Origin of the sequence: Gulosibacter molinativorax (assembly GCF_003010915.2) — a bacterium.
Taxonomy (GTDB): domain Bacteria; phylum Actinomycetota; class Actinomycetes; order Actinomycetales; family Microbacteriaceae; genus Gulosibacter; species Gulosibacter molinativorax.
The window spans coordinates 3234130-3257788 of sequence record NZ_CP028426.1; the positions used below are offsets into that span (position 1 = coordinate 3234130).

The window sequence follows — 23659 nt, forward strand, 5'->3', positions numbered from 1 at the left end:
ATCCACCCGGTGGGCAACCTCGTCGTTGAAATCGCGGGTGAGGGGCTGTAAGGGCCGATGGAGAGCGGCTGGGAATCTTTGCTCGCTGGGTTGCGGGAATCATTCACTCGTGATTTTATTCATTCACCAATGAAGGTTATGGGTCGGGTCATGCATGAGGCCAAGGTCCGGCGCCTGAACACTTTTCAACGCTGATGAGTCAGAGAGGACAAAATGAGCGCTACCGCAGCCACCGAGTTGCCGTACTTCGACATTGCGGATGAATCGTTCGCGATGCAGTCTGAGGAAGTGCGCGCAGCCCGCGACGCCTCGTGGATCGCCCGCACGAACTACGGCTACGCCGTGCTTCGCTATGAAGAGGTGTCGGAACTGCTCAAGAGCCCGAAGCTCTCGCAGGGAAGCGCCAAGTGGCCCGAGCATCACGGCGTCCACTCCGGCATCTTCTACGACTGGTGGTCGAAGAACCTCCTCGTCCTCGAGGGCGACGAGCACCACCGCATCCGCCGCCTGCTCAACCCGGCTTTCTCGCCGTCGATGGCGCGCAAGCTCGAGCCGCAGTTCAAGGAACTCGCCGAGGAGCTCATCGCGGGCGTCGTCGACAAGGGCGAGATGGAGTTCGTGCACGACTTTGCCGAGCCGTTCGCGACGCGTGCGCTGTGCATCATGATGGGCCTCGATCACAAGCACTGGCAGTTCATCGCCGACCGCGCGAACACCGTCGGCTACGCGCTGAGCGTCACGATCAAGGAAGACATTGACCGCGTCGACGTCGCGGTCAAGGAGCTCTACGACTTCGTTGAGGAGCTCATTCAGGAGCGTCAGGCCAATCCCGGCCAGGATGTGGTGTCTCGCCTCGTGCAGTTCAGCGAGGGGGGCGACAAGCTCACCGGCGAGGAGCTGCGCAACGCGCTCGTGCTCATGCTGTTCGGCGGCATGGACACCACGCGCAACCAGCTCGGCCTGATGGTCCAGACCTTCATCCACAACCCCGACCAGTGGGAGAAGCTCGCCGCCAATCCCGAGCTCACGAGCGCCGCGCTCGAGGAGGTGCTCCGCGTTAACCCGACGACCCGCTGGGTGACTCGCGAGGCGATCGAAGACTTCGAATACAAGGGAGTCGAGATCAAGGCTGGCACGACCGTGCACCTCTTTACCCACGCATCCGGCACTGACCCCGAGGCGTACCCGAACCCCGAAATCGACATCGAGGCGACTGACCGCAAGCCGCACTTCACGTTCGGTGGCGGCATGCACCACTGCCTCGGCCACTACATCGCGCGCGCCGACATGAGCCAGGCACTCCCGGTGCTCGCGGCAAACATCACGAATATCTCGAGCGCCGGTGGCGACGAGTGGCTGCCCGACTCGGGCAACACCGGGCCGGTCAAGTTCCCGATCACCTTCGACAAGCGCGCCTAAGCGCATCCGCAGAACACAAAAGGTAAATCAATGACGATTACAAGCGAACCCCAGACCACCACCGACCCGTACGTCGAGAACCTCAAGTCCCGCGAGATTGCGAACGGCGGCAACCTCGCCAACAACTACAAGCAGCTCATCGAGAAGGAACTCAACGACAACAACGCGCTTGCTCGTCACCGCGACAAGAACCTCGAGAACGACACGATCGAGGCACTCAAGGAAAAGATTGAGCGCTCGGGCGTCGAGTACCTCTACTACATGGTTCCGACCCTCCGTTCGCGCACCGTCGCGAAGATGGTGCCGGCGAAGCACTTCATCCGCAACCTCGAAAGCGGCGTGAAGTTCACCCGTAACGCGCTGATGGACTTCCAGCTCGACGTCTTCGGTAACCCGATCGGTGCCGACATCCACTCGAAGGAATTCGTGGCGATGCCCGAGCCCGAGACCTTCAACGCCCTGCCGTGGGACACCTCGGTCGGCCGCATCTTCTCGACTGCCTACGAGCCCGAGCACCTGCCGACCATCGGTGGCCGCCCGAACGCCGTTGACTCGCGCGCCAACATGAAGCGCACCCACCAGCTCCTCAAGGACGTCTTCGGTCTCACCATGAAGTCGGGCCTCGAGCCCGAGATGGTGTGGGTCGGCGACTCGATCACCCCGAAGACCATCCCCGGCTACAACCCCGCCTACCAGGTCGAGTACCTCGAGGGTATGCGCCCGATTTACAAGCGCATCCACGAGTACGCGAACCAGCTCGGCTTCGACATGATCGAGGGCGACTACGAAGACAAGGGCCAGATCGAGCTGAACTGGATGTTCGACGAGATCGAGTGGACCACCGACCGTATGGTCACCTACCGTCAGATCTGCTCGCAGGTTGCGCGCGAATTCGACGTTGAGGCATCGTTCATGCCGAAGCCCTTCCTCGGTGAAATGGGCGCCGGCTGCCACCACAACATCTCGCTGTGGGACGAAGAGGGCAACAACACCCTCGAGACCCCGGGCGTCACCGAACTGCACCTCTCGCAGGTTGGCCGCTGGGCCGTGGGCGGTATCCTCAAGCACGCTCCGGGCATGATGCTGATCATGGCCTCGACCGTGAACTCTTACAAGCGCTTCTGGGACCCGGGTCAGTTCGCTCCGGCCCGCGCCGACTGGGGTCTCGACGACCGTGCCTCGATGGTTCGCATCTCGGCAAATGGCCGTGCCGAGGTCCGCGTACCCGACGCATCCGTCAACCCCTACCTCTCGCACTCGCTGCTGCTGGCCGCCGTCGCTGACGGTATCGGCAACCAGATCGAGCCGATCGGTCCGGGCGAGCAGGGCGAAGACCTGCCGCGCACCCTCGGTGAGGCGGTCGAGGCGTTCCGCGCGAACCCGTTCGTGCAGGACCACCTGCCGAACGAGCTCGGCGAGACCTACGCGAAGATGAAGGAAAGCGAATGGGCGCAGTACTGCGCGACCGTTTCGCAGTGGGAGTTCGACCAGTACTGGCAGGCGATCCCCTAATGACTGACGTAACTACTGGTGCCGCGGCGAGCGACTCGACGGTCGCTCGCCCGGAGGCAGCCGAACTGACGACGATCCGCTTTGCGTGCATCGACTCGGAAGCGGCGCCCCTGTTTGACCTTTCACAGGACGGTGGCAAGACCCGCACCGGCTACGAGCCGGAGGCCGCGCAGCTGGTCGCGGATGAACTCGGCATCACGCTCGAGTGGGCCGTGATGGCCTGGGACGACATGATTCCGGCCGTGCAGCGCGGTGAAGCGGATGCGGTTTGGTGCGGCCAGGGGATCATCCCCTCGCGCCAGGAACAGGTGAACTTCACCCGTCCCTACGCCGTGTTCAGCGAGACTGTCCTCGTGCGTGCGGGTGACCCCGCGCGCAAGCCCGAAGACCTCGTCGGCTACAAGGTCGCCGCGATTGAAGGCAGTGCGAACATGCGCCTCGCCGAAACCTTCGAGGGCGCCGAGACCGTCGCCTTCACCGGCGACGACGTCTTCGGCGACATGATTCAGGCGGTGCGCGACGGCACGGTCGACGCGATGGTGGACGACGATGTCGTCACCATCCCGCTCGGCGACGAGCCCGAGTTCGACGTGGCCTTCACCGTGCAGACCCGCAACCCATGGGGTGTGGGTGTTGCGAAGGACCGCAGCGACCTGCTCGAGCTGCTCGATGGCGCGCTCGAACGCGTGATCGCCGATGGCCGCCTCGAACAAGTCTGGAATAAGTGGATGACGTCTCTGCCGTATCCGGAAGAGACGCTTCGGGATGGGAGACCCTCTTGAGCGGTAAGCCGCTGATCGCAGTCCCTGGTATGGCTTCGGCCAAGATCCAGGGACTTCGGTTCTCTGGGACCGTTGTTGCGAACGCAGTTTTGGAAAGTATTGTCCGCGCCGGCGGCGAACCGGTGATCGTCTCGCCGGTAGCCGAGTCGGCCGTGTGGGATCTCGTGGACGGCATCGTGCTGCCGGGTGGGTCGGACATCAACCCGGCCCGCTACGGCGCGGAGCCCGACGAGACGCACGCCGGCACCGATTTCGACATTCAGGATGACGCGGATGCGCGGGCCATCACGGCCGCGGAAGAGCGCGGCTTGCCGACACTACTGATTTGCCGCGGCATGCAGCTGTGGAACGTCGAGCGCGGCGGCTCGATGATTCAGCACTGGCCTTCGGACCAGCAGGAGCACGTCGGCACCATCCACGATGTTTCGGTGGATGCTGACTCGCGTCTTGCAACCGCGCTCGGCCGGGCAGCGTCGTACAGTCCCGAGGCCACTTCGGTCTCGAGCTACCACCACCAGGCGGTCGGCGAACTCGGGCGTGACCTGCGGGTCGTTTCCCGCGCATCCGACGGTTGCGTCGAGGCGTTGGAAGACCCGTCACTCAATATCGTCGCAGTACAGTGGCACCCGGAGGACCGCGCAGCCAACCTCGACATCGACCAGTCACTGTTTGACTGGGTCGTGGCTGAAGCGGCCGAGTTCCGTGCGAAGAAGAACGAAGGAAAGGCCACTGTTGCCACGGTATGAAAAGGAGCTGTCGGCGGAGGACGTGTTCACGACCTCCCCGCAGCAGGATGCAGACGTCACCATCGCGGCGGTCGTGCAGATGACGACGCCCGACCAGTCGCAGTTCAGTTTCGAGCTGAACCGTGACCTGATCCAGGTCGCGATCGCCTCGCTGCACGAGCACGGCGCTCGCGTCGAGCTGCACGATGTTGCGGTGGATGCGGAGCCCGACTTCGCTGCGATCGCCGCGGCTGACGGCATCCTCGTGTTGGGTGGCGGCGACGTCGACGCGACGCTATACGGCCACTTTGATGAGGTTCCGGGCGAGGGTGGCAAGGACCGTCGCGCGGATGATCGCGAGATCAAGGTGATTCAGGATGGCATCGCGGCTGACGCGATCATGCTGCACCTGTGCCGTGGTTCGCAGCTGCTCAACGTGGCGTGCGGTGGTTCGCTGTACCCCGACCTCGAGTCGGCCCAGCTCAGTCCCGCCGGTTTGCACAAGGGCTCGAAGGGGGAGCCGCTGTTCCTCGACGAGGAAGTCAAGCTCGTCGAAGGCAGCAAGGTGCGCGAGCTCTACGGCACCCCGACGTTGACGGTGCGCAACGGTCACCACCAGGCGGTTCGGCGTGTGGGCGAGGGCCTGCGCGCAACCGCCGTCGCGCACGACGGTGTCGTTGAAGGTACCGAACGCATCGACAACACGTGGGTCGTCGGCGTGCAGTGGCACCCGGAAGAAGCCGGTGCTTCGAAGGCCGATCGCGACGTCCTCTTCGCCGAGTTCCTCGCCCAGGTCCGTGCCCGCAAAGCCGTCCCCGCGCTCTAACCACCACCGCTCATTGAGTAGCGCGAAGCGCACCCCCACCGCTCATTGAGTAGCGCCGAAGGCGCGTATCGAAATGTGCCCACTGCACACCCTATCGATACGCGCTTTCGTGCTATTCACAGAACGAACACCACCCCAACCAAGACATCCAATTAACAAAGAGGTAAGCAATGGCTGGATATCAAGTACTTAACCCCGCGACCGGCAAGGTCGAGTCGGAGTTCCCTCGCGCAACGGACGCCGAGGTCCGCGAGGCAATCGACCTCGCACACAACACCTACAGCTCCTGGCGGAACACCGCACTCGACGAGCGCGTCGCGATCATCAAGCGGGTCGCTGAGCTCTACCGCGAACGTCGCGGGGAGCTTACCGAGATCATCGCTCGCGAAATGGGTAAGCCCATCCGCCAGGGTGCCGGTGAGATCGGCATCTCGGCTGACATTTTCGATTACTACGCCGACAACGCCGCCGAGTTCCTGAAGGAAGAGGAACTGACGGTTGCATCCGGTGGCCGCGCGGTTGTGCGCATGGCGCCGACCGGCGTGATCCTCGGCATCATGCCGTGGAACTACCCCTATTATCAGGTCGCGCGCTTTGCCGCCCCGAACCTGCTGCTCGGGAACACGATCGTGCTGAAGCACGCATCCAACTGCCCCGAGTCGGCGCAGGCCATCGCGAAGATCTTCGAGGACGCCGGTCTCCCCGAGGGCGCGTACGTGAACATTTTCGCGTCGAGCTCGCAGGTGCCGAGCATCATCGAGGACCCGCGCGTGCAGGGTGTTTCGCTGACCGGTTCGGAACCGGCTGGCCGCTCGGTCGCCGAGGTCGCGGGCCGCAACCTCAAGAAGTGTGTGCTCGAACTCGGCGGGTCGGACCCGTTCCTCGTGCTCAGTACTGAGGATGTCAAGGCAGCCGCGAAGGTCGCCGTCGGCGGCCGCATGGCGAACGGTGGCCAGGCGTGTAACGCGTCGAAGCGCGTGATCGAATATTACGAAGAGTTCGTGCAGGCGTACGTCGAGCGCATGCAGCTGTTCACCCCGGGCGACCCGCTCGATAGCGGCACCCGCTTCGGCCCGCTTTCGTCTGCCGGCGCGGTGGATGAACTGGTCGAACTCGTTGAGGATGCGGTCGGCAAGGGTGCGAACCTGCTGCTCGGCGGCCAGCGCATTGAGCCGGCTGAAGCTGGCCTGGGCGCAGAGTGGGCCGATGGCGCGTGGATGCAGCCGACGGTGCTCACCGACATCACGCCCGAGATGCGGATCTACCGCGAAGAGGCCTTCGGCCCGGTCGCGTCGATCTACCGCGTGGCCGACGAGGCCGCGGCAATTCGTCTCGCAAACGACTCACCGTTCGGCCTTGGTTCCTCGGTGATCACGAACGACGAAGCGCAGGCGAACCGTGTTGCCGACCAGATCGAGGCCGGCATGGTCTACATCAACTCGGCGGGGGAGTCAGAGCCCGACCTTCCCTTCGGTGGTGTGAAGTCCTCCGGCATCGGCCGCGAGCTCGGCCGCTTCGGCATGGAAGAGTTCGCGAACCGCAAGCTCGTCCGCTGGAGCAACTAGCTCGGCGTTTCGTCGACGCCGAGCCGGGTCCGCCCGGTGTCGAGCCGGGGTGTTCGCGGCGAGCCGAGTTGTTCTATCACCCCGGTTCGGCGCGACGGACCCGGCTCGGCGCAGTTCTGCCGCGTCTCAGCGAAGCTTCTACCCGTTTCGGGCAGTGGCTTCACGGCCGAGAATCCACAAAGTGCCCTGTCACCGTGAATGGTGACAGGGCACTTAGGCGTTGACCGTTCGATGCAATTTATGAGATCCGAAACCCTTATTGAGGGTCCGAGGTCGATTTTTTACATCGAACGGTGACGGCTCGCACGCGCACTGAGTCGACTACGGACGGCGGTGTGGCCACTTCGCGTAGACCTTCTCGAGCAGCTCTTCCTCAGCATTCGGCCCGGGCTTCACACCACCCGGAATCCCAGCAAAGAAGACTGCACCGACGAGCCACCAGACACCGAAGATGATCCACGGTTGCACGCCGAGGCCAGCGGGCATACCCGGCAGGTACAGGACAACGAGGAACGCGGTGATCGCAACCGAGGTCGCACCAACGACAACACCGAAGCCTCCCTTACCACCGACGCGCAGCGGGCGCGGCATGTCCGGTTCCCGCTTGCGGAGCACGACGAACGAAATCGAGACGAGGAGGTAGGCGATCACGATCATCGGGGAACCAGCATCAACGATCCAGCCGAGCGCCTTGTGCCCGAAGAACGGCGCCGCGGTGGCGATGGCACCGAGAACCAGCAGTGCGTTGACCGGAGTACCGAACTTCGGGTGCAGCTTGCCGAGCCAAGCGGGGAGCATGCCGCCCTGCGCGAGCGAGTACATGAGGCGCGAGGCGCCCATCTGCAGCGAGTTCCACGAGGTGACGATTCCGGAGATACCTGCGGCGACCATGAGGTTGCCGAAGAACGCGCCGCCAAACAGCGTGGACATCGCGTCGGCAGCTGGAAGCGTCGAGCTCGTGAGCTGGTCGGGGGTGAGCGCTGAGGACACCGTGAGGATAATCATGATGTACCAAGCAGCGGCGATCAGTACCGAAATGAAGGCAATGCGGCCGGTCTTCTTGGGGGACAGGTTCACTTCTTCCGCGGTCTGCGGAATAACGTCGAACCCAACGAACATGAACGGCACGATTACGAGCACCGCGAAGAAGCCGGTCCAGCCGTTATTGAAGAACGGCTCCATCTTGCTGACTTCACCTGCGGTTACGGATCCGAAAATCTGCAGGAAACCGATCGCGAAGAGGAAGATCACAACGAACATCTGGAAGGAACCGGCGATTTTCACGCCGAAGATGTTGATGATGGTGATGAGAACGGCGGTGACCGCACCGACGAGCGCCCAGGACAGATAGACGTCCGAACCACTGATGCTCCAGAGGTGGATTTGGTCGAGGGGTACGACATATTCCAGCGCGGTAGGGAGCGCAACCGCTTCGAACGCGACGACGGTCGCGTAGCCGCCGGTGATTCCCCACGAGCCAATAAACGACCAGCGGGGGCCGAGTGCGCGCAGGATGTAGTTGTGCTCGCCACCGGCCTTCGGCATTGCGGCGACCATTTCGGAGTACACGAGGGCGACAATCGCCATCATCACACCACCGGCGAGCATTGCCCCCGTAGCACCCATGGTCCCGGCTCCATCAATCCACCCGCCGACGAGGGTGACCCAACCGAAGCCAACCATGGCACCCACACCAAGGGTGAGGGTGGTCCAGGTGCCGAGCCCGCGTTTAAATCCTGGGGTTTGTCCAGGCGCTGGTGGTGATTTTTGAACCTTTTGAGGTTTCTGGATGCTCAAGTAGCTGTCCCATCATTGCGACGCAGCGACACCATCGTGCCGCTGAAATTTAAGGAAGAAGCTGCCGTAACAACGACTGCTAAATCGATTTTGCGCGGAAGCGTAAGAGCTGTCAAGTGGCGCGTCAAGGCAGGTGTCATTCAACCATGAGGAGAGTCGTGTTGCCGAGGACACTGTGCGCTTTGAGCAGCCCATCGATCACCGCGTAGAATCGAAGGATGGCCTCGATCTACAAAACCCCCGACGAACTTCGCCTCATGGTCCCCGCGGGGATCCTCACCGCACAGGCACTCGACGCAGTTGGCGAGGCCATTCGCCCCGGAATCTCGACCCTCGAACTTGACGCAATCGCCGAAAAGGTTATCCGCGACGGTGGGGGAGTCCCGAACTTCCAGCTCGTCGATGGATACCACCACACCGTGTGCGCGTCGGTGAACGACGCGATCGTGCACGGCATCCCGAACGACACCCCGCTCAAGGCGGGCGACGTCGTGTCGATCGACTGCGGCGCGATGCTGAACGGTTGGAACGGCGACTCGGCTCGTACCTGGATTGTTCCGGGCGAGGTTGAGAAACAGGATGCGCAGGGCTGGCTTGACGAGGCGAATCGTGTCTCGGATGCGACCCAAGCGTCGATGTGGGCAGGGGTCGCGGCGATGGCCTCGGCTCGCCACCTCAACGACATTGGTACCGCGATCGAGAACGCGACGAACGAGCAGCCGGGGACCCTCGGCATCCTCGAGAACTATACGGGCCACGGCATCGGACGGAACATGCACGAGGAACCGACGGTGTTCAACTACCGCGTTCGTCGTCGCGGGCCGGTCGTAAAGGCGGGCCTTGCGATCTGCATCGAGCCGATGCTGACCGGTGGTAGCGCGGACACGCTCGTTGACGATGATGACTGGACCGTGCGCAGCGCCGATGGCTCGCTCGCCGCGCACTGGGAGCACACCGTGATTCGTCACAAGGATGGCATCTGGGTGACGACTGCCGAAGATGGCGGCGCGGCAGGCCTCGCGGCGCACGGTGTCACACCCGTCGCTCCTTAATGCGTCTCAAAAGTCTCCACTATCACACCTTGCGTAAATACGTCGGAGCAACCTATACTCGATAGTCGGTGTGTTTAAGCAGCGCTTTTGCGTTCGCAAAAACACCTGACTTCCGCATGACTGGCATGCGGGCGATCGACAAGCTAGCGACAGTGAGGCTATGGCCAAGAAAGACGGCGTCATTGAGATCGAGGGGACAGTGGTCGAGGCATTGCCTAACGCAATGTTTCGCGTCGAACTCTCGAACGGACACAAGGTGCTCGCGCGCATCTCGGGCAAAATGCGGCAGCACTACATCCGCATTCTCCCGGAAGACCGAGTGATTGTAGAGCTCAGCCCCTACGACCTTACGCGCGGCCGAATCGTCTACCGCTACAAGTAAGCAAGTTGCTCGCCCGGCCAGATAAGGAACGGCCGACACATTCCCGTGTCGGCACGAGGCCAGCGATACAAAGGAATATGACTCATGAAGGTCAAGCCCTCCGTGAAGAAGATCTGTGACAACTGCCGTGTGATTCGTCGCCACGGTCGCGTCATGGTGATCTGCTCGAACCCGCGCCACAAGCAGCGCCAGGGTTAAGCACAACTCAATACTGAAGTCGCAGCGATAAGACGCCCGGGAAGCCGGGCAGACACCTCCGGGCGCGAGGCCGGGGCCCAGTCACTGCACCAAACCTCAACACTAAACAGGAGACCACTCCATGGCACGTCTAGCAGGCGTTGACCTCCCCCGCGAAAAGCGGACCGAGATCGCTCTTACTTACATCTACGGCATCGGCCGTACTCGTGCGCTCAAGACGCTCGAAGTTACCGGCATTGACGGCAACATCCGCGTGAAGGACCTCACCGACGAACAGCTCGTGGCGCTTCGCGACCACATCGAGGGTACGTATCAGGTCGAGGGTGACCTCCGCCGTGAGGTTGCCGCCGACATTCGCCGCAAGGTCGAAATCGGTAGCTACCAGGGCATCCGCCACCGCCGTGGCCTTCCGGTTCACGGCCAGCGCACCAAGACCAACGCGCGTTCGCGCAAGGGTCCGAAGCGTACCGTCGCCGGCAAGAAGAAGGCGAAGTAACCCATCCGTTTACCGGATGTGAGTGAACCGAATTTCGTAGGAGAGTAAGAATTGGCTACCCCAAAGACTGCGCGTAAGACGCGTCGTAAGCAGAGCAAGAACGTTGCCGTTGGTCAGGCGCACATCAAGTCGACCTTCAACAACACCATCATTTCGATCACCGACACCACGGGTGCTGTCATCAGCTGGGCATCCTCGGGTGGCGTTGGCTACAAGGGTTCGCGTAAGTCGACTCCGTTCGCCGCACAGCTCGCCGCAGAGGCAGCTGCTCGCCAGGCGCAGGAGCACGGCATGAAGAAGGTTGACGTCTTCGTGAAGGGCCCGGGTTCGGGTCGTGAAACCGCGATCCGTTCGCTCCAGGCTGCTGGCCTCGAGGTCGGACAGATCAACGACGTCACCCCGCAGGCGCACAACGGTTGCCGCCCGCCGAAGCGCCGCCGCGTCTAATTGTGTCTAGTCGCCCGTTCTCACTTCGTGAGCGCGGGCGACTGCACCGGTCTTGACACCGGATTCCGTTTGTCCTCCGCATTCTCCCTAACTCCCTTCGGGTCATTCCCGTTGGATACGCCAAGCGTCATATAGCGGACGCTTTGCCGAAAGGAACCACACAGTGCTCATTGCACAGCGCCCCACACTCACCGAGGAGAACGTATCCGAGTACCGCTCACGGTTCGTTATCGAGCCGCTTGAGCCGGGTTTCGGTTACACGCTCGGAAATTCGCTGCGTCGTACGCTGCTTAGCTCCATTCCTGGTGCCGCAGTCACGAGCATTCGCCTCGACAATGTTCAGCACGAATTCACCACCATCCCGGGTGTGAAGGAAGACGTGACGGAGATCATCCTGAACGTCAAGCGTCTTGTCGTCTCGAGTGAGCACGACGAGCCCATCACCGCGTACCTCCGTAAGACGGGTGCCGGTGAAGTTACCGCAGCGGACATCTCGGCTCCCGCCGGTGTTGAGATCCACAACCCCTCGCTGGTAATCGCAACGCTTAACGACGACGCAAAGTTCGAGCTCGAGCTCACCATTGAGCGCGGCCGCGGCTACGTGTCGGCACAGCAGAACCGTAACGAGTACTCGGACACCGGTCAGATTCCGGTTGACTCGATCTACTCGCCGGTTCTCAAGGTGACCTACCGCGTTGAGGCAACCCGTGCGGGTGAGCGCACCGACTTCGACCGTCTCATCGTTGACGTTGAGACCAAGCAGTCGATGGCTCCCCGTGACGCGATCGCCTCAGCAGGTACCACCCTCGTTGAGCTGTTCAGCCTCGCGCGTGAACTCAACGTCGAAGCAGAAGGTATCGAAATTGGCCCGGCCCCGGTCGAGCAGGTCATCAGCGATGAGCTCTCCATGAGCATCAACGACCTTGACCTTTCGGTGCGCTCCTACAACTGCCTCATGCGTGAGGGTGTAACGACTGTTTCGCAGCTCGTTGCGCTGAGCGAGAGCCAGCTTCTGAACATCCGCAACTTCGGCCAGAAGTCGGTTGACGAGGTCCGCGACAAGCTCGCATCCCTCGGTCTGACCCTCAAGGACAGCGTTCCGGGCTTCGAAGGCACCCACTTCTATGGTGCTGGCGAAGACAGCGGCGAATACATCTAAGCCGCACTAGCGGCCCGTATCTGAGAAAGAGAACTACGAATGCCTAAGCCCAACAAGGGACCGCGCCTCGGAAGCGGCCCGTCTCACGAGCGTCTCCTGCTTGGCAACCTCGCTGCGCAGCTGTTCACGCACAAGCGCATCCAGACCACCGAGACCAAGGCTAAGCGCCTGCAGCCGGTGGCCGAGCGCCTCGTGACCCACGCGAAGAAGGGTGACCTCGCTGCACGCCGTCGCGTGCTCCAGGTCATCACCGACCGTGGTGTCGTGCACGAGCTGTTCACCGAGATCGCTCCGCTGGTTGCAGAGCGTCCGGGTGGCTACACGCGCATCATCAAGACTGGTTACCGCAAGGGCGACAACGCTCCGATGGCCGTGATTGAGCTCGTGCTCGAGCCCGTTCAGTTCAAGAACAAGGCTGCTTCGGCTGAGGCCCCGGCCGCTTCGGAAGCTCCTGCTGATGAGGCTCCGGTTGTCGAGGAGTCGGCTGAGACCGCAGACGTCGAGGTCACCGAGGCTGACGAGGCCGCCGTCGAGGCTGCTGAGGCTTCGGCTGACGAGGCTGCTGCTGCTGAGGAGGCCGCTGAGGCTGACTCTGACGCTCCGGCTGAGGAAGCTGCTGCTGAGGAAGAGACCAAGTAGGTTTCGCCTTCCGGTAACGCTTTGGACCCCCGCACTTCGGTGCGGGGGTTCTTTGCGTTTCCGGGGCATTGCGTTCGCGCTTCCGTGCTTCGCGCTTCCGACATTCAAGTAAATTCGTCACTCGATGTAGCCCTGGGCATCGAGGACTGCATTTCGTGACGGGCTTATGGGGGATGCTGCGCAAGCCGGTCACTCGATGTAGTTGCGGGGCTGTGGAGTGCATTTCGTGACGGGTTTGCGGTGGGGCTGGGTGCAATCCGGTCACTCGATGCGATTTCGGGGCCGTGAAGTGCATTTGGTGACGGATTTGCGGGGAGGGAGGGCCGCCGCGAAGCCTCGAACGGATGCGCATAACGAGAAAACAAGCATCGTCGCGTTGACTTTGGGTCACTCTGACACTAACCTCGCTCTAACAGTTAGGGTGAAAATGACTCAAAGTAGTGTCGCGCTCGGCAACGACAACGGCAACGGCAACGTCATCCGCCTCGCGGTGTCGACAGTGATCTTCGCGCTGCGTCCGGCGAAACATCCCTCAAAGAAGTGGGACATTGTGATGCCTGTCGTTCTGCGAACCCGCGATCCACACGAGGGCAAGTGGGCGCTGCCGGGAGGCTGGCTCCGCGAGGATGAGGGGCTCGCCGCCGCAGCGAGCCGCACCCTCGCCGAAACCACGGGCCTGCATCCTGCGTATCTCGAGCAGCTCTACGCCTTCGGGGCGGTCGATCGCTCGCCGACGCGCGTCGTGTCGGTTTTGTATTGGGCACTCCTTCGGGCGGATGCTGTGCAGCAGCGCGCGACGCCCGAAAACGTCGAATGGTTCTCGGTGGATGGCCTTTGGGGCCTAGCCTTCGATCACGATGAGATCGTGCAGTACGCGCTCTGGCGGCTGCAGAACAAGCTCGACTACAGCGGAATCGCGCAGGGATTCCTGCCGGAATTGTTCACGCTGTCCGATCTGCGCGAAGTGCACGAGGCCGTGCTGAACAAGCCGCTCGACCCCGCGAACTTCCGCCGCCAGGTCGAGGGCTCGGGGGAGATCGTGCCGACGGACCAGTTCCGCAAAGGCAGCCATCGCCCCGCACGGCTGTATCGCACAAATTCCGAGGTTGCCCTTGCGAGCCACGGACCGCTGAAGCCGGACACGCAATGAGCGGGTAAGCACCGAGCGCACGCCGCATTGCCGGTAGCGCTCAGGATTGGCGAAGTGCGGGCAAGGGCAAGCGCTACCGGCAATGAGCGCAATCCGCTGCATTGCGGGTAGCCGCCAAGATTGCCGAAGTACGGGCAAGGGCAAGCGCTACCGGCAATGAGAACCGGCGACGCCCCCGCGCTGTCCACGACAGCACAAGTGCAGCGCACACCCCCACCGCACCTCAAACCAACCAACACGCAGCACCGACGCTGCGCACTCACGAAACCCAGCGCATCCACGCACCAAAGGAAACAACGATGTCTCACACCGCAACCACCGAAAACAAGGCGTCCGTCGCCCAGAACATCGGTCGCATCGCCCGCAAACAGAGCAACCAGTCGGCCTGCGGCACCGACCTCGCCGAGCCCACCTGGGACTTCGACCGCATCCCCGGATATGGGCCCGGCGCATCCGCCCGCGACATCATCCCGCTGAACGCGCCAACGCAGGGAACCCTGCCCGCCGAATACCGCGAGGCATCCGACGAGGAGCTGCACCAGCGCATCCAAGCCGCCAAAGACACGCTCCAAGACAAGCTCGTGATTCTCGGCCACTTCTACCAGCGCGACGAGGTCGTGCAGCTCGCCGATTACGTGGGCGACTCGTTCCAGCTTGCGAAGGCGGCCCTCGCGCATCCTGATGCCGAGGCGATCGTGTTCTGCGGTGTGCACTTCATGGCCGAGACGGCCGACATGCTCTCGAACCCGAACCAGCACGTCATCCTGCCGAACCTCGCGGCGGGCTGCTCGATGGCCGACATGGCGAACATCGATCAGGTCGAGGATGCGTGGGAGCAGCTCGTCGAGATCTACGGCGACGAGGCGGATGCGGAGGGTCGAGTGCCGCTCGTGCCGGTCACCTACATGAATTCCTCGGCGGCGATCAAGGCGTTCTGCGGGCGCAACGGCGGCATCGTGTGTACGTCGTCGAATGCGTCGACGGTGCTCGAGTGGGCGTTCGAGCGCGGGCAGCGGGTGATCTTCTTCCCGGACCAGCACCTCGGCCGCAATACCGCGAAGGCGATGGGCATCAGCCTCGAGGACATGCCGCTGTGGCGCCCAAACCTGCCGCTCGGTGGCAACACCGAGGATGCGCTCGAGAGGGCGAAAGTGATTCTCTGGAACGGCTTCTGCTCGGTGCACAAGCGCTTCACCGTGAAGCAGATCGAGCAGGCCCGCGAGCAGTACCCCGACGTGCGCGTGATCGTGCACCCCGAGTGTCCGATGGATGTGGTGGATGCGGCCGACGAGTCGGGCTCGACCGACTACATCCGCAAGGCGGTCGAGGCGGCGCCGGCTGGGTCGACGATCGCGATCGGCACCGAGATCAACCTCGTGCAACGGCTCGCGGCCGAATACCCGCAGCACACGATCTTCTGCCTCGACGACGTGGTTTGCCCCTGCTCGACGATGTACCGCATCCACCCGGGCTACCTCGCGTGGGTGCTCGAGGGGCTCGTCGCGGGCGAAGTGCGCAACCGGATTTCGGTGGATGCGGCGGTCGCAGAACCAGCGCGCGTCGCGCTCGAGCGGATGCTCGCGGCGCTTCCGGCGGTGCGGTCGTGAGGCGCTTCGCTCCTCTTGTATGGCGAAGCCCGTATCGAGAGGCGGCGACACGAAGGGCAAAACCATGACCCGAACAGTCCTCGTTGTAGGCAGCGGCATCGCCGGCCTCACCGCAGCGCGGCACGCGCGCGAGGCGGGCCACGACGTCCTCCTCGTCACCAAGCGCCGCCTCGAAGACGGCTGCACCGTGCGCGCGCAGGGCGGGATCGGGGGCACGGTGTTCCCGGATGATTCGGTCGCCTCCCATGTCCACGACACCTTGGTCGCCGGCGCCGGACACTGCGACCCCGAGGCCGTGCAGGTGCTGTGCGAGTCGGGCGCGGAGAGCATCCACGAGCTCGCTCGCGAGGGCGTCCAGTTCGACACCGACGAGTTTGGTCAGTGGTGCCGCGGGCTCGAGGGCGCGCACTCGATCGCGCGCATCGTGCACGCGGGCGGCGACGCGACGGGCGCACGAATCCACGAGGCGCTGGTCACCGCCGCTCGGCGCGCGGGCGTTCGCTTCCTCGAGCACAGGATGCTCCGGGAACTGATCGTGCGCGACGGTCGCGCCGTCGGCGCCCGCTTTTCGAAGCTCGTCCCGATCGCCGAGCCCGTCGAAGTGCAGGATGTGTTCGCCGAGCCCGTCGAGGTGCTCGCACTCGAAGCCGACGCCGTCATCCTCGCCACAGGAGGCTACGGCGGCCTGTACCCGTTCACGACCAACCCAGACTCTGCAACTGGCGACGGCATTGTCATCGCCGCTCGAGCTGGTGCGGAGCTTGCCGATCTCGAGTTCATGCAATTCCACCCGACGGTCCTCGCTGTCGGGGAGCCGTTCCTGATTTCGGAGGCGGTTCGCGGCGAGGGCGCGACTCTCGTCGACGAGACGGGCTACCGATTCATGCTCGACATCGATCCGCGCGCGGAACTCGCCCCGCGAGACATCGTCGCTCGAGCGATCGCGGCCCAGGGAATGCCCGGCTCGCCGGGTGCAGGCGAGTCACCCTCACGCTCACAGAGCAGCCGCGAAGCGGCGTATCGAGGTGTGCCTCTGGATACGGCCTGCGGCCTACTCGAGGAACGATCGCCGATTAGCCGCGAAGCGGCGTATCGAGGCGCCGAAGGCAGCGGTCGAGGCGCCTTCCTCGACGCCACCCAGCTCGGGCGTGACTTTCTCGCATCCCGTTTCCCGACGATTGATGCTGCACTCAAAGCGCGCGGACTCGATTGGTCCCGCGAACCGATCCCCGTGCAGCCAGCGGCACACTTCGCGATGGGCGGCATCAGCACCGATCTGTGGGGCAAAACCACGGTTCCGGGGCTGTACGCCGTCGGCGAGGTCGCCCGCACCGGCGTGCACGGCGCGAATCGACTCGCGTCGAATTCGCTGCTCGAAGGTGCGGTCTTCGGAGCGCGAGTCGCGCTGGCCATCGGCATGGATGCGAACCCCAGCTCGTCGAGTAGCCGCGCAGCGGCGTATCGAGATGTGCCCCTCGATACGGCCTGCGGCCTACTCGGGGATCGTCGCTCGCCTCTCGATACGGCCTGCGGCCTACTCGGGGATCGGGATGGCCGACTCGCGGAACGCGGTGCCGAGGAGCCAAACGAGCCATTCTCCCGCGCGGCGCTGCAGCAACTCATGTGGCGCAACGCCGGCCTGATCCGAACGGCCGAGGGGCTCGGCGAAGCCGAGCAGCGCATCCACCACTGGCAGACCACCGCAAACCCGCAAGACCCCGAAGACCAGAACCTCCTCGAACTCGCCGCCCTCGTTACGCAAGCGGCGCTCCAACGAACCGAATCCAAGGGCGCCCACTTCCGCGCCGACGCAACGACCGCCAACACGACGCTCGCACCAACGCACTAGGACCCACATGCTGACCCCACACGAAATCACCCGCGTCGTCGCGATCGCTCTCGAAGAGGATGCGCCCTGGGGCGACCTCACCGCGTTGAGCCTCATCCCCGAGGGCGCGCAAGCGAGCGCCGAGCTCGGCGCCCGCGAGCCCGGCGTCTTCAGCGGCGGCGCCGTCTTCGCCGAGGCCTTCCGCCAGGCCGACCCGCGCATCCAGGTCACGCTCGAAACCCAAGACGGCCACCACTTCAACCAAGGCGACCGCCTCGCAACTATCCACGGCCCTGCCCGAGGCGTGCTGACCGGCGAGCGCATCGCACTCAACTTCATCCAGCGCATGTCGGGCATCGCGACGCTCACCGCGCAGTACGTCGACCGCACCAAACACACCAAGGCCCGCATCGTCGACACCCGCAAGACCACCCCGGGCCTCCGGGCCCTCGAGCGCCACGCGGTTCGCTCCGGCGGTGGCCACAATCACCGGCGCAACCTGTCGGATGCTGCGATGGCGAAGGACAATCACCTCGCCATCCTGCTGAACAGCGGCATGAACCTCACCGAGGTGCTCCGACAGGCCCGCTGGCGCATCCCGCACACCACCCACCTCGAGGTCGAGGTCGATCGTCTCGACCAGCTTGACGCGGTGCTTGCGGCCCAACCCGACTCGATCATGCTCGATAACTTCAGCCTCGACGATCTCCGCGCGGGCGTCGCGAAGATCGCGGGCCGCGCCGTCGTCGAGGCGAGCGGCGGAGTCAACTTCGACACGGTGAAACAGATCGCCGAAACCGGCGTCGACGTCATCTCGGTCGGCGCGCTGACCCACTCCGCCCGCGCGCTCGACCTCGGCCTCGACATGCGCATCACGAGCTAGGCAACCAGCATGACGACGACCGGGCACGACACTTCCTCGCACGCGCCTCTAACCGAACACCCTCGCACCAGCCCGCGGAAATCGGCCGCACCCGAAACCCTCCGCTACCTCGACAACGCCGCGACGACCCAGGTCCGTCCCGAGGCCCTCGACGCGCTCACCCACTGCTACGCCACGGTCTTCGGCAATCCCTCGAGCCACCACGAGGTCGGAGAGCGGGCCAAGGCCGTGCTCGAGGATGCGCGGGAACGCGTGGCGCGCATCCTCGGTGCCCGGCCGGGCGACGTGATTTTCACCTCGGGCGGCACCGAAGCGAACAACCTCGCGATTAAGGGCATCGCGCTCGGCAACCCGAAGGCGCGGCACGTCGTCACGACGCGGATCGAGCACGATTCGGTGCTCGAGTCGGTCGCGTACCTCGAGCGGATGCACGGCTACGACGCGACGTACCTCGGGGTGGATGCGCAGGGTCGCGTCGATCCCGCAGAGGTCGCCGCGAGCATCCGGGACGACACGGCGTTCGTGTCGATCGGCCTGGCGAACAACGAGATCGGCACGGTGCAGCCGATCGCGGAAATCGCGGGAGCCATCAAGGGGTTGAATCGGCCGCGCACGCTCCCGGGTCGCGCGTGGCTACACACGGATGCGGTGCAGGCGACGGGTTGGCTGCCGCTCGAATTCAAGCAGCTCGGCGTCGACGCCCTCACGATCGCGGGCCACAAGGTGGGCGCGCCGCGCGGCATTGGCGTCGCGGTGATCCGTGGCCGCATCCCGCTCGAACCGATCCTGCACGGCGGGGGACAAGAGCGCGCTCGCCGCTCCGGCACCGAACACGTCGCGGGCGCGATCGCGCTCGCGGTCGCCCTCGAGCTGGCCGAGGCAGAACGGATGCAGGCGGCAGTCGAAGCCGAAGCCCAACTCGGCCGCTTGGTCACGGAGGTGCGGCAGCGCATCCCGACCGCAAGGCTCACCGGCCCGGAGCCGACGGCGCTCGCGGCGTCGACGGCCAGCGATCCGAAACCCGATGTCGAACGAGCCGAGACCCCAGCGTCAGCGAGGACAAGGCTCCCGAATCTCGCGAGCTTCGTGTTCCCGGGCACAAGCGGCGAGGCGGTGCTGCTCGAACTCGCGCGCCGCGGCGTGATCGCATCCTCGGGCTCGGCGTGCGCCGCGGGCAGCGACGAGCCCTCGCACGTGCTCACCGCCCTCGGCATTGACCGCGAGACCGCGCAGACCTCGGTGCGGTTCACGCTTCCGCATGACGGCACCGGATTCGAGGGCGTCGCAGGGGAACTCGAACTCGCGATTCGAGCACTGCAAGAAATAGGCACCTCGTCGACCTAACGCAGGAGCTGTCACCCGGGCTAACGGGCCCGCAACGACGCTCCGAAACGCTCCGCAGGTCCGTCGCTCGTTGTCCGAACACTGCCGCGGGACTGCATCGAGTGACGGATCCCCGCAGCGGACGTCGCGCCGCATGATTGCGTGTGCAGACAGCAACTCACCCCAACAACCAGGCAAGATAGACCCCATGGACCAAATCGCCACGGTGCGCATCCGCCTCGACATCGCGTATGACGGCACGGCCTTCAGCGGCTGGGCGACACAGCCCGAGCTGCGCACTGTGCAGGGCACCCTCGAGGATGCGCTGCGGATCATCTACCGCGATCTGCCGGAGTCCGGCCCGCTGCTCACGGTCGCGGGGCGAACGGACGCGGGGGTTCACGCCACCGGACAGGTCGCGCACCTCGATCTGCCGGAGTCCGCTTGGGAAGCGACGGCGCGCGGCAACCGCGACGACGGCCCGGCCGATGCACTGATGCGCAGGCTCGCGGGGGTGCTCGGTCCCGAGTCGGATGTTGTGGTCACCCGCGTGACCGAGGCGCCGGAGGGTTTCGACGCGCGGTTCTCCGCAATTTGGCGCTCGTACGAATACCGCATCGCCGACAGCACGATCGCGCCCAACCCGCTCGAGAGGCACCGCACGACGCTGGTGCGCCGCGAGCTCGACCTCGACGACATGAATCGCGCCGCCGAGGTACTCATCGGCCTCCACGACTTCGCGGGCTTCTGCAAGCCCCGCCCGCACGCCACGACGATCCGCACGCTGCAGGAGTTTCATTGGTCGCGCGACGAGGCTGGCGTGTTCATCGCGCAGGTGCGGGCGGATGCGTTTTGTCACTCGATGGTGCGCTCGCTCGTGGGGATGTGCGCGGCGGTGGGGCAGGGGAGACTCAAGCTCTCGCGGGTCCCGGCGCTGCTTGAGCTGCAGGACCGCTCGAACGAGTTCACGGTGCTCGCGGCGAAGGGCCTGACGCTCACCGCGGTGGGCTACCCGCAGGAGGCCGAGCTCGCGGCCCGTCAAACCCAAACCCGCGCGAAGCGCACGGCGCCACCCCACCTCAAGCTCGTTGAGTAGAACCTAGGATCGCCGAGTAGCCAGCGAAGCTGGCTACTCGAATCGTCGCTCGTCGAGTCGAGCCTCACGATCGTCGAGTAGCGCCGAAGGCGCGTATCGAGACGCGAGCAGCGCATCCCACCGACCAGCTCGCGCCTTGTGGAATCAGCCGAATCAGCGCATCCATCCCGAGCATTTCCCAAGTGCGCACGATGATTGCTTGACGTTGGTTCCCGAGTCGGCCTAAGCTATGTAAGTTGTCTGTGACTCTGTCATGGCATCGAAGTGGACCCTCTACCGCGACGTTACCAACGGCATCCGCCGTTGAAACTATCGCAACTGAGTGGGACTCACGACCAATCCCTTCGACCGAAAGATGCATAACTATGCGTACCTACACTCCGAAGGCGGGTGAAGTTACCCGTGAGTGGCACGTCATTGACGCCAACGACGTGATCCTCGGGCGACTCGCAACGCACGCCGCCGCGCTCCTGCGCGGCAAGCACAAGGCGATCTTTGCACCGCACGTTGACACTGGAGACTTCGTCATCATCGTGAACGCCGACAAGGTAGCGCTCACGGGTGCGAAGCTGCAGAAGAAGATGGCCTACCGTCACTCGGGTTACCCGGGTGGTCTCCGCGCCGAGAGCTACGAAGAGCTCCTTGAGAAGCGCCCCGAGCGCGCCGTTGAAAAGGCGATCCGTGGCATGCTTCCGAAGAACTCGCTCGGCCGTGACATGCTCAAGAAGCTTAAGGTGTACGCGGGTCCGGAGCACCCGCACGCGGCTCAGCAGCCGAAGCCATACACCTTTGACCAGGTTGCCCAGTAGCGGCAGGAATGACGAAGGACGAACAAGTGGCGACCATCGCAGACTCCATCGAGGAGCAGCCCACCAACTACAGCACCGAGACCCCTGCCGAGCAGGCTGAGGTTTCGGCTCCCCGCCCCGCACTCACCGTGCCGGGTGCTGCTGTCGGACGTCGCAAGCAGGCAGTAGCCCGCGTGCGCATCGTTCCCGGCACCGGCAAGTTCACGGTCAACGGCCGTGAGTTCGAGGAGTACTTCCCGAACAAGCTGCACCAGCAGCTCATCAACGACCCGTTCACGCTGCTCGAGCTCGGCGGCGCGTACGACGTTATCGCAACGATCCGCGGTGGCGGCCCCTCGGGCCAGGCCGGCGCGCTTCGCCTCGGTATCGCTCGCGCGCTCAACGAGGTTGACCGTGACAACAACCGCCCTGGCCTCAAGAAGGCTGGCTTCCTGACCCGCGACCCGCGCGTCAAGGAGCGTAAGAAGGCCGGTCTTAAGAAGGCCCGTAAGGCCTCGCAGTTCTCGAAGCGCTAGGCCGTTTCGAGAATATGGCTCGCCTATTTGGCACCGACGGTGTGCGAGGGCTCGCGAATCAGCTGCTGACAGTTGAACTCGCGACGTCCCTCGCCCAGGCCGCCGCGGTTGTGCTCGCGCGTGATGCGCGCGAGCACGGCCGGCGGCCCGTCGCGGTACTTGCCCGCGACCCCCGCATTTCTGGAGAGTTCCTCTCATCGGCGGTGGCTGCAGGCCTCGCATCCTCCGGGGTGGATGTGTTTGATGCCGGTGTCATCCCAACGCCCGCTGCGGCGTTCTTGACCGCCGACACTGACGCCGACTTCGGCGTCATGATCTCGGCGTCGCACAACCCCGCACCCGATAACGGGATTAAGTTTTTCGCCCGCGGTGGCTTGAAGCTCGCGGATGAACTCGAAGCTGAGATCGAAGCTCAGCTCGAGCAGGAACCGGCTCGCCCGGTGAACGGTGATGTCGGGCACATTTCCCGCTTCGCCGACGCGGAGGACCGCTACGCGCTCCACCTGCTCAGCTCGATGCCGGTGATTCACGAGGACGGCCGCGCGCCGCTTTCCGGCCTGCACGTCGTCATCGACGCGGCGAATGGTGCCGCAGCCGGTGTCTCGCCGCAGGTGTTCAAGGATGCTGGCGCGGAAGTTACCGTCATTGGTAACGAGCCCGACGGGCTCAACATCAACGACGGCGTCGGCTCGACGCACCTCGAGCGACTCCAGGAGATTGTCGTTGGCCTTGGCGCCGACATGGGCATCGCTCACGACGGAGACGCCGACCGCTGCCTCGCGGTCGACGAGAACGGTGAAGTCGTCGATGGTGACCAGATCATGGCGATCATCGCGCTTTCGCTGCGCCGTCGAGGCCTTCTCACCGAAGACACGCTCGTCGCGACCGTGATGTCGAACCTCGGTTTGCGCATCGCGATGAAAGAGCACGGCATCAAGATGCTCGAGACGAAGGTCGGCGACCGCTACGTGCTCGCCGAGCTGAACAAGCGCGGCCTCGCGCTCGGCGGCGAGCAGTCTGGCCACGTGATCATCACGCGCCACGCCACGACCGGTGACGGCGTGCTGACCGGGCTGACCCTCGCGACGGTGGTTGCCGCAACCGGTAAGCCGTTGTCCGAGCTGAAGCAGGTCATGAAGGTGTACCCGCAGGTGCTCATCAACGTTCGCGACGTGCGCAAGCACGACTGCGACACGGACGAGGGCGTGCAGGAAGCCGTCGGCGCGATGTCGGCCGAGCTCGGCGAGGGCGGCCGCGTGCTGCTTCGCCCGTCCGGCACCGAGCCTGTCGTTCGCGTCATGGTTGAGGCCGAAACGCACGAGCAGGCCGAAGACTGCGCGCAGCGACTCGCGGCAGTGGTCAGCGAGCGACTGGCGCTGTAGCGAGCCGCGAAGCTACATGAAAGGAGCTCGGTGCATCACGCGCCGAGCTCCTTTTTTTTGGTTGCCA

23 protein-coding genes are annotated in these 23659 nt (G+C 64.2%); 22 read left to right on the plus strand and 1 reads right to left on the minus strand.

All coding sequences use genetic code 11. The annotated features are described in order from the left end of the window. Positions 1–213: 213 nt before the first annotated feature. From GMOLON4_RS15060 to GMOLON4_RS15085, 6 genes are all read left to right on the plus strand, one after another. Positions 214–1419, plus strand: a complete 1206-nt coding sequence (locus GMOLON4_RS15060) for a cytochrome P450 (protein WP_026935949.1) — start codon at positions 214–216, stop codon at positions 1417–1419. 30 nt (positions 1420–1449) lie between these two features. After that, positions 1450–2931, plus strand: a complete 1482-nt coding sequence (locus tag GMOLON4_RS15065; protein WP_084147314.1) for a glutamine synthetase family protein — start codon at positions 1450–1452, stop codon at positions 2929–2931. Beyond that, on the plus strand, positions 2931–3713 hold the full coding sequence (locus GMOLON4_RS15070) for an ABC transporter substrate-binding protein (RefSeq protein ID WP_084147313.1): 783 nt from the start codon (positions 2931–2933) through the stop codon (positions 3711–3713). Before GMOLON4_RS15065 ends, GMOLON4_RS15070 begins: the two co-directional genes overlap by 1 nt. A 29-nt stretch (positions 3714–3742) precedes the next feature. Further along, positions 3743–4459 (plus strand): gamma-glutamyl-gamma-aminobutyrate hydrolase family protein, encoded by a 717-nt coding sequence (locus tag GMOLON4_RS15075; RefSeq protein WP_051266094.1) that lies wholly within the window; start codon positions 3743–3745, stop codon positions 4457–4459. Further along, entirely contained in the window at positions 4446–5264 is an 819-nt protein-coding gene (locus tag GMOLON4_RS15080) for a gamma-glutamyl-gamma-aminobutyrate hydrolase family protein (RefSeq protein WP_245575343.1), read from the plus strand. Before GMOLON4_RS15075 ends, GMOLON4_RS15080 begins: the two co-directional genes overlap by 14 nt. Before the next feature lie 170 nt (positions 5265–5434). Next, positions 5435–6829, plus strand: coding sequence for an NAD-dependent succinate-semialdehyde dehydrogenase (locus GMOLON4_RS15085; protein ID WP_026935945.1), 1395 nt, complete (start codon positions 5435–5437; stop codon positions 6827–6829). Between the two features lie 321 nt (positions 6830–7150). Here the strand turns inward: GMOLON4_RS15085 and GMOLON4_RS15090 are convergent, their stop codons facing one another. Continuing rightward, on the minus strand, positions 7151–8512 hold the full coding sequence (locus tag GMOLON4_RS15090; RefSeq protein ID WP_035731652.1) for an APC family permease: 1362 nt from the start codon (positions 8510–8512) through the stop codon (positions 7151–7153). 332 nt (positions 8513–8844) lie between these two features. Here GMOLON4_RS15090 and map point away from each other — a divergent pair, with 332 nt between their 5' ends. The 16 genes from map to glmM all read left to right on the plus strand — a co-directional run bounded on the left by map (position 8845) and on the right by glmM (position 23592). Further along, positions 8845–9678 (plus strand): type I methionyl aminopeptidase, encoded by an 834-nt coding sequence (gene map / locus GMOLON4_RS15095; protein WP_026935943.1) that lies wholly within the window; start codon positions 8845–8847, stop codon positions 9676–9678. Positions 9679–9838: 160 nt separating this feature from the next. Continuing rightward, entirely contained in the window at positions 9839–10060 is a 222-nt protein-coding gene (gene infA / locus GMOLON4_RS15100) for a translation initiation factor IF-1 (RefSeq protein WP_026935942.1), read from the plus strand. 84 nt (positions 10061–10144) lie between these two features. Further along, entirely contained in the window at positions 10145–10258 is a 114-nt protein-coding gene (gene rpmJ, locus GMOLON4_RS15105) for a 50S ribosomal protein L36 (protein WP_026935941.1), read from the plus strand. A 121-nt stretch (positions 10259–10379) separates the two neighbouring features. Further along, complete coding sequence (rpsM, locus tag GMOLON4_RS15110) at positions 10380–10754, plus strand: 30S ribosomal protein S13 (protein WP_026935940.1); 375 nt, start codon at positions 10380–10382, stop codon at positions 10752–10754. Between the two features lie 51 nt (positions 10755–10805). Further along, on the plus strand, positions 10806–11201 hold the full coding sequence (rpsK, locus tag GMOLON4_RS15115; protein ID WP_026935939.1) for a 30S ribosomal protein S11: 396 nt from the start codon (positions 10806–10808) through the stop codon (positions 11199–11201). Between the two features lie 163 nt (positions 11202–11364). Beyond that, complete coding sequence (locus GMOLON4_RS15120) at positions 11365–12360, plus strand: DNA-directed RNA polymerase subunit alpha (protein ID WP_026935938.1); 996 nt, start codon at positions 11365–11367, stop codon at positions 12358–12360. A 39-nt stretch (positions 12361–12399) separates the two neighbouring features. Then, positions 12400–12999, plus strand: coding sequence for a 50S ribosomal protein L17 (rplQ, locus tag GMOLON4_RS15125; protein ID WP_026935937.1), 600 nt, complete (start codon positions 12400–12402; stop codon positions 12997–12999). 427 nt (positions 13000–13426) lie between these two features. Further along, on the plus strand, positions 13427–14149 hold the full coding sequence (locus GMOLON4_RS15130; RefSeq protein ID WP_084147312.1) for an NUDIX hydrolase: 723 nt from the start codon (positions 13427–13429) through the stop codon (positions 14147–14149). Between the two features lie 299 nt (positions 14150–14448). Next, a complete protein-coding gene (gene nadA / locus GMOLON4_RS15135) occupies positions 14449–15756 on the plus strand; it encodes a quinolinate synthase NadA (protein WP_026935935.1) in 1308 nt (435 codons plus the stop codon). 64 nt (positions 15757–15820) lie between these two features. Then, positions 15821–17605 carry an L-aspartate oxidase gene (locus GMOLON4_RS15140; RefSeq protein ID WP_026935934.1) on the plus strand — a complete coding sequence of 595 codons (1785 nt, stop codon included), beginning with the start codon at positions 15821–15823 and terminating at the stop codon, positions 17603–17605. Between the two features lie 7 nt (positions 17606–17612). Beyond that, entirely contained in the window at positions 17613–18467 is an 855-nt protein-coding gene (gene nadC, locus GMOLON4_RS15145) for a carboxylating nicotinate-nucleotide diphosphorylase (RefSeq protein WP_026935933.1), read from the plus strand. Between the two features lie 9 nt (positions 18468–18476). Further along, the gene (locus tag GMOLON4_RS15150; protein ID WP_084147311.1) at positions 18477–19811 is read left to right on the plus strand and encodes a cysteine desulfurase family protein; all 1335 of its coding nucleotides are present in this window, start codon (positions 18477–18479) and stop codon (positions 19809–19811) included. Between the two features lie 187 nt (positions 19812–19998). After that, complete coding sequence (truA, locus tag GMOLON4_RS15155) at positions 19999–20886, plus strand: tRNA pseudouridine(38-40) synthase TruA (protein ID WP_026935932.1); 888 nt, start codon at positions 19999–20001, stop codon at positions 20884–20886. Between the two features lie 365 nt (positions 20887–21251). Continuing rightward, positions 21252–21695 carry a 50S ribosomal protein L13 gene (gene rplM, locus GMOLON4_RS15160; protein WP_026935931.1) on the plus strand — a complete coding sequence of 148 codons (444 nt, stop codon included), beginning with the start codon at positions 21252–21254 and terminating at the stop codon, positions 21693–21695. A gap of 26 nt (positions 21696–21721) precedes the next feature. Continuing rightward, a complete protein-coding gene (gene rpsI / locus GMOLON4_RS15165; protein WP_245575341.1) occupies positions 21722–22210 on the plus strand; it encodes a 30S ribosomal protein S9 in 489 nt (162 codons plus the stop codon). 14 nt (positions 22211–22224) lie between these two features. Next, on the plus strand, positions 22225–23592 hold the full coding sequence (glmM, locus tag GMOLON4_RS15170; RefSeq protein WP_026935929.1) for a phosphoglucosamine mutase: 1368 nt from the start codon (positions 22225–22227) through the stop codon (positions 23590–23592). Positions 23593–23659: the final 67 nt, after the last annotated feature.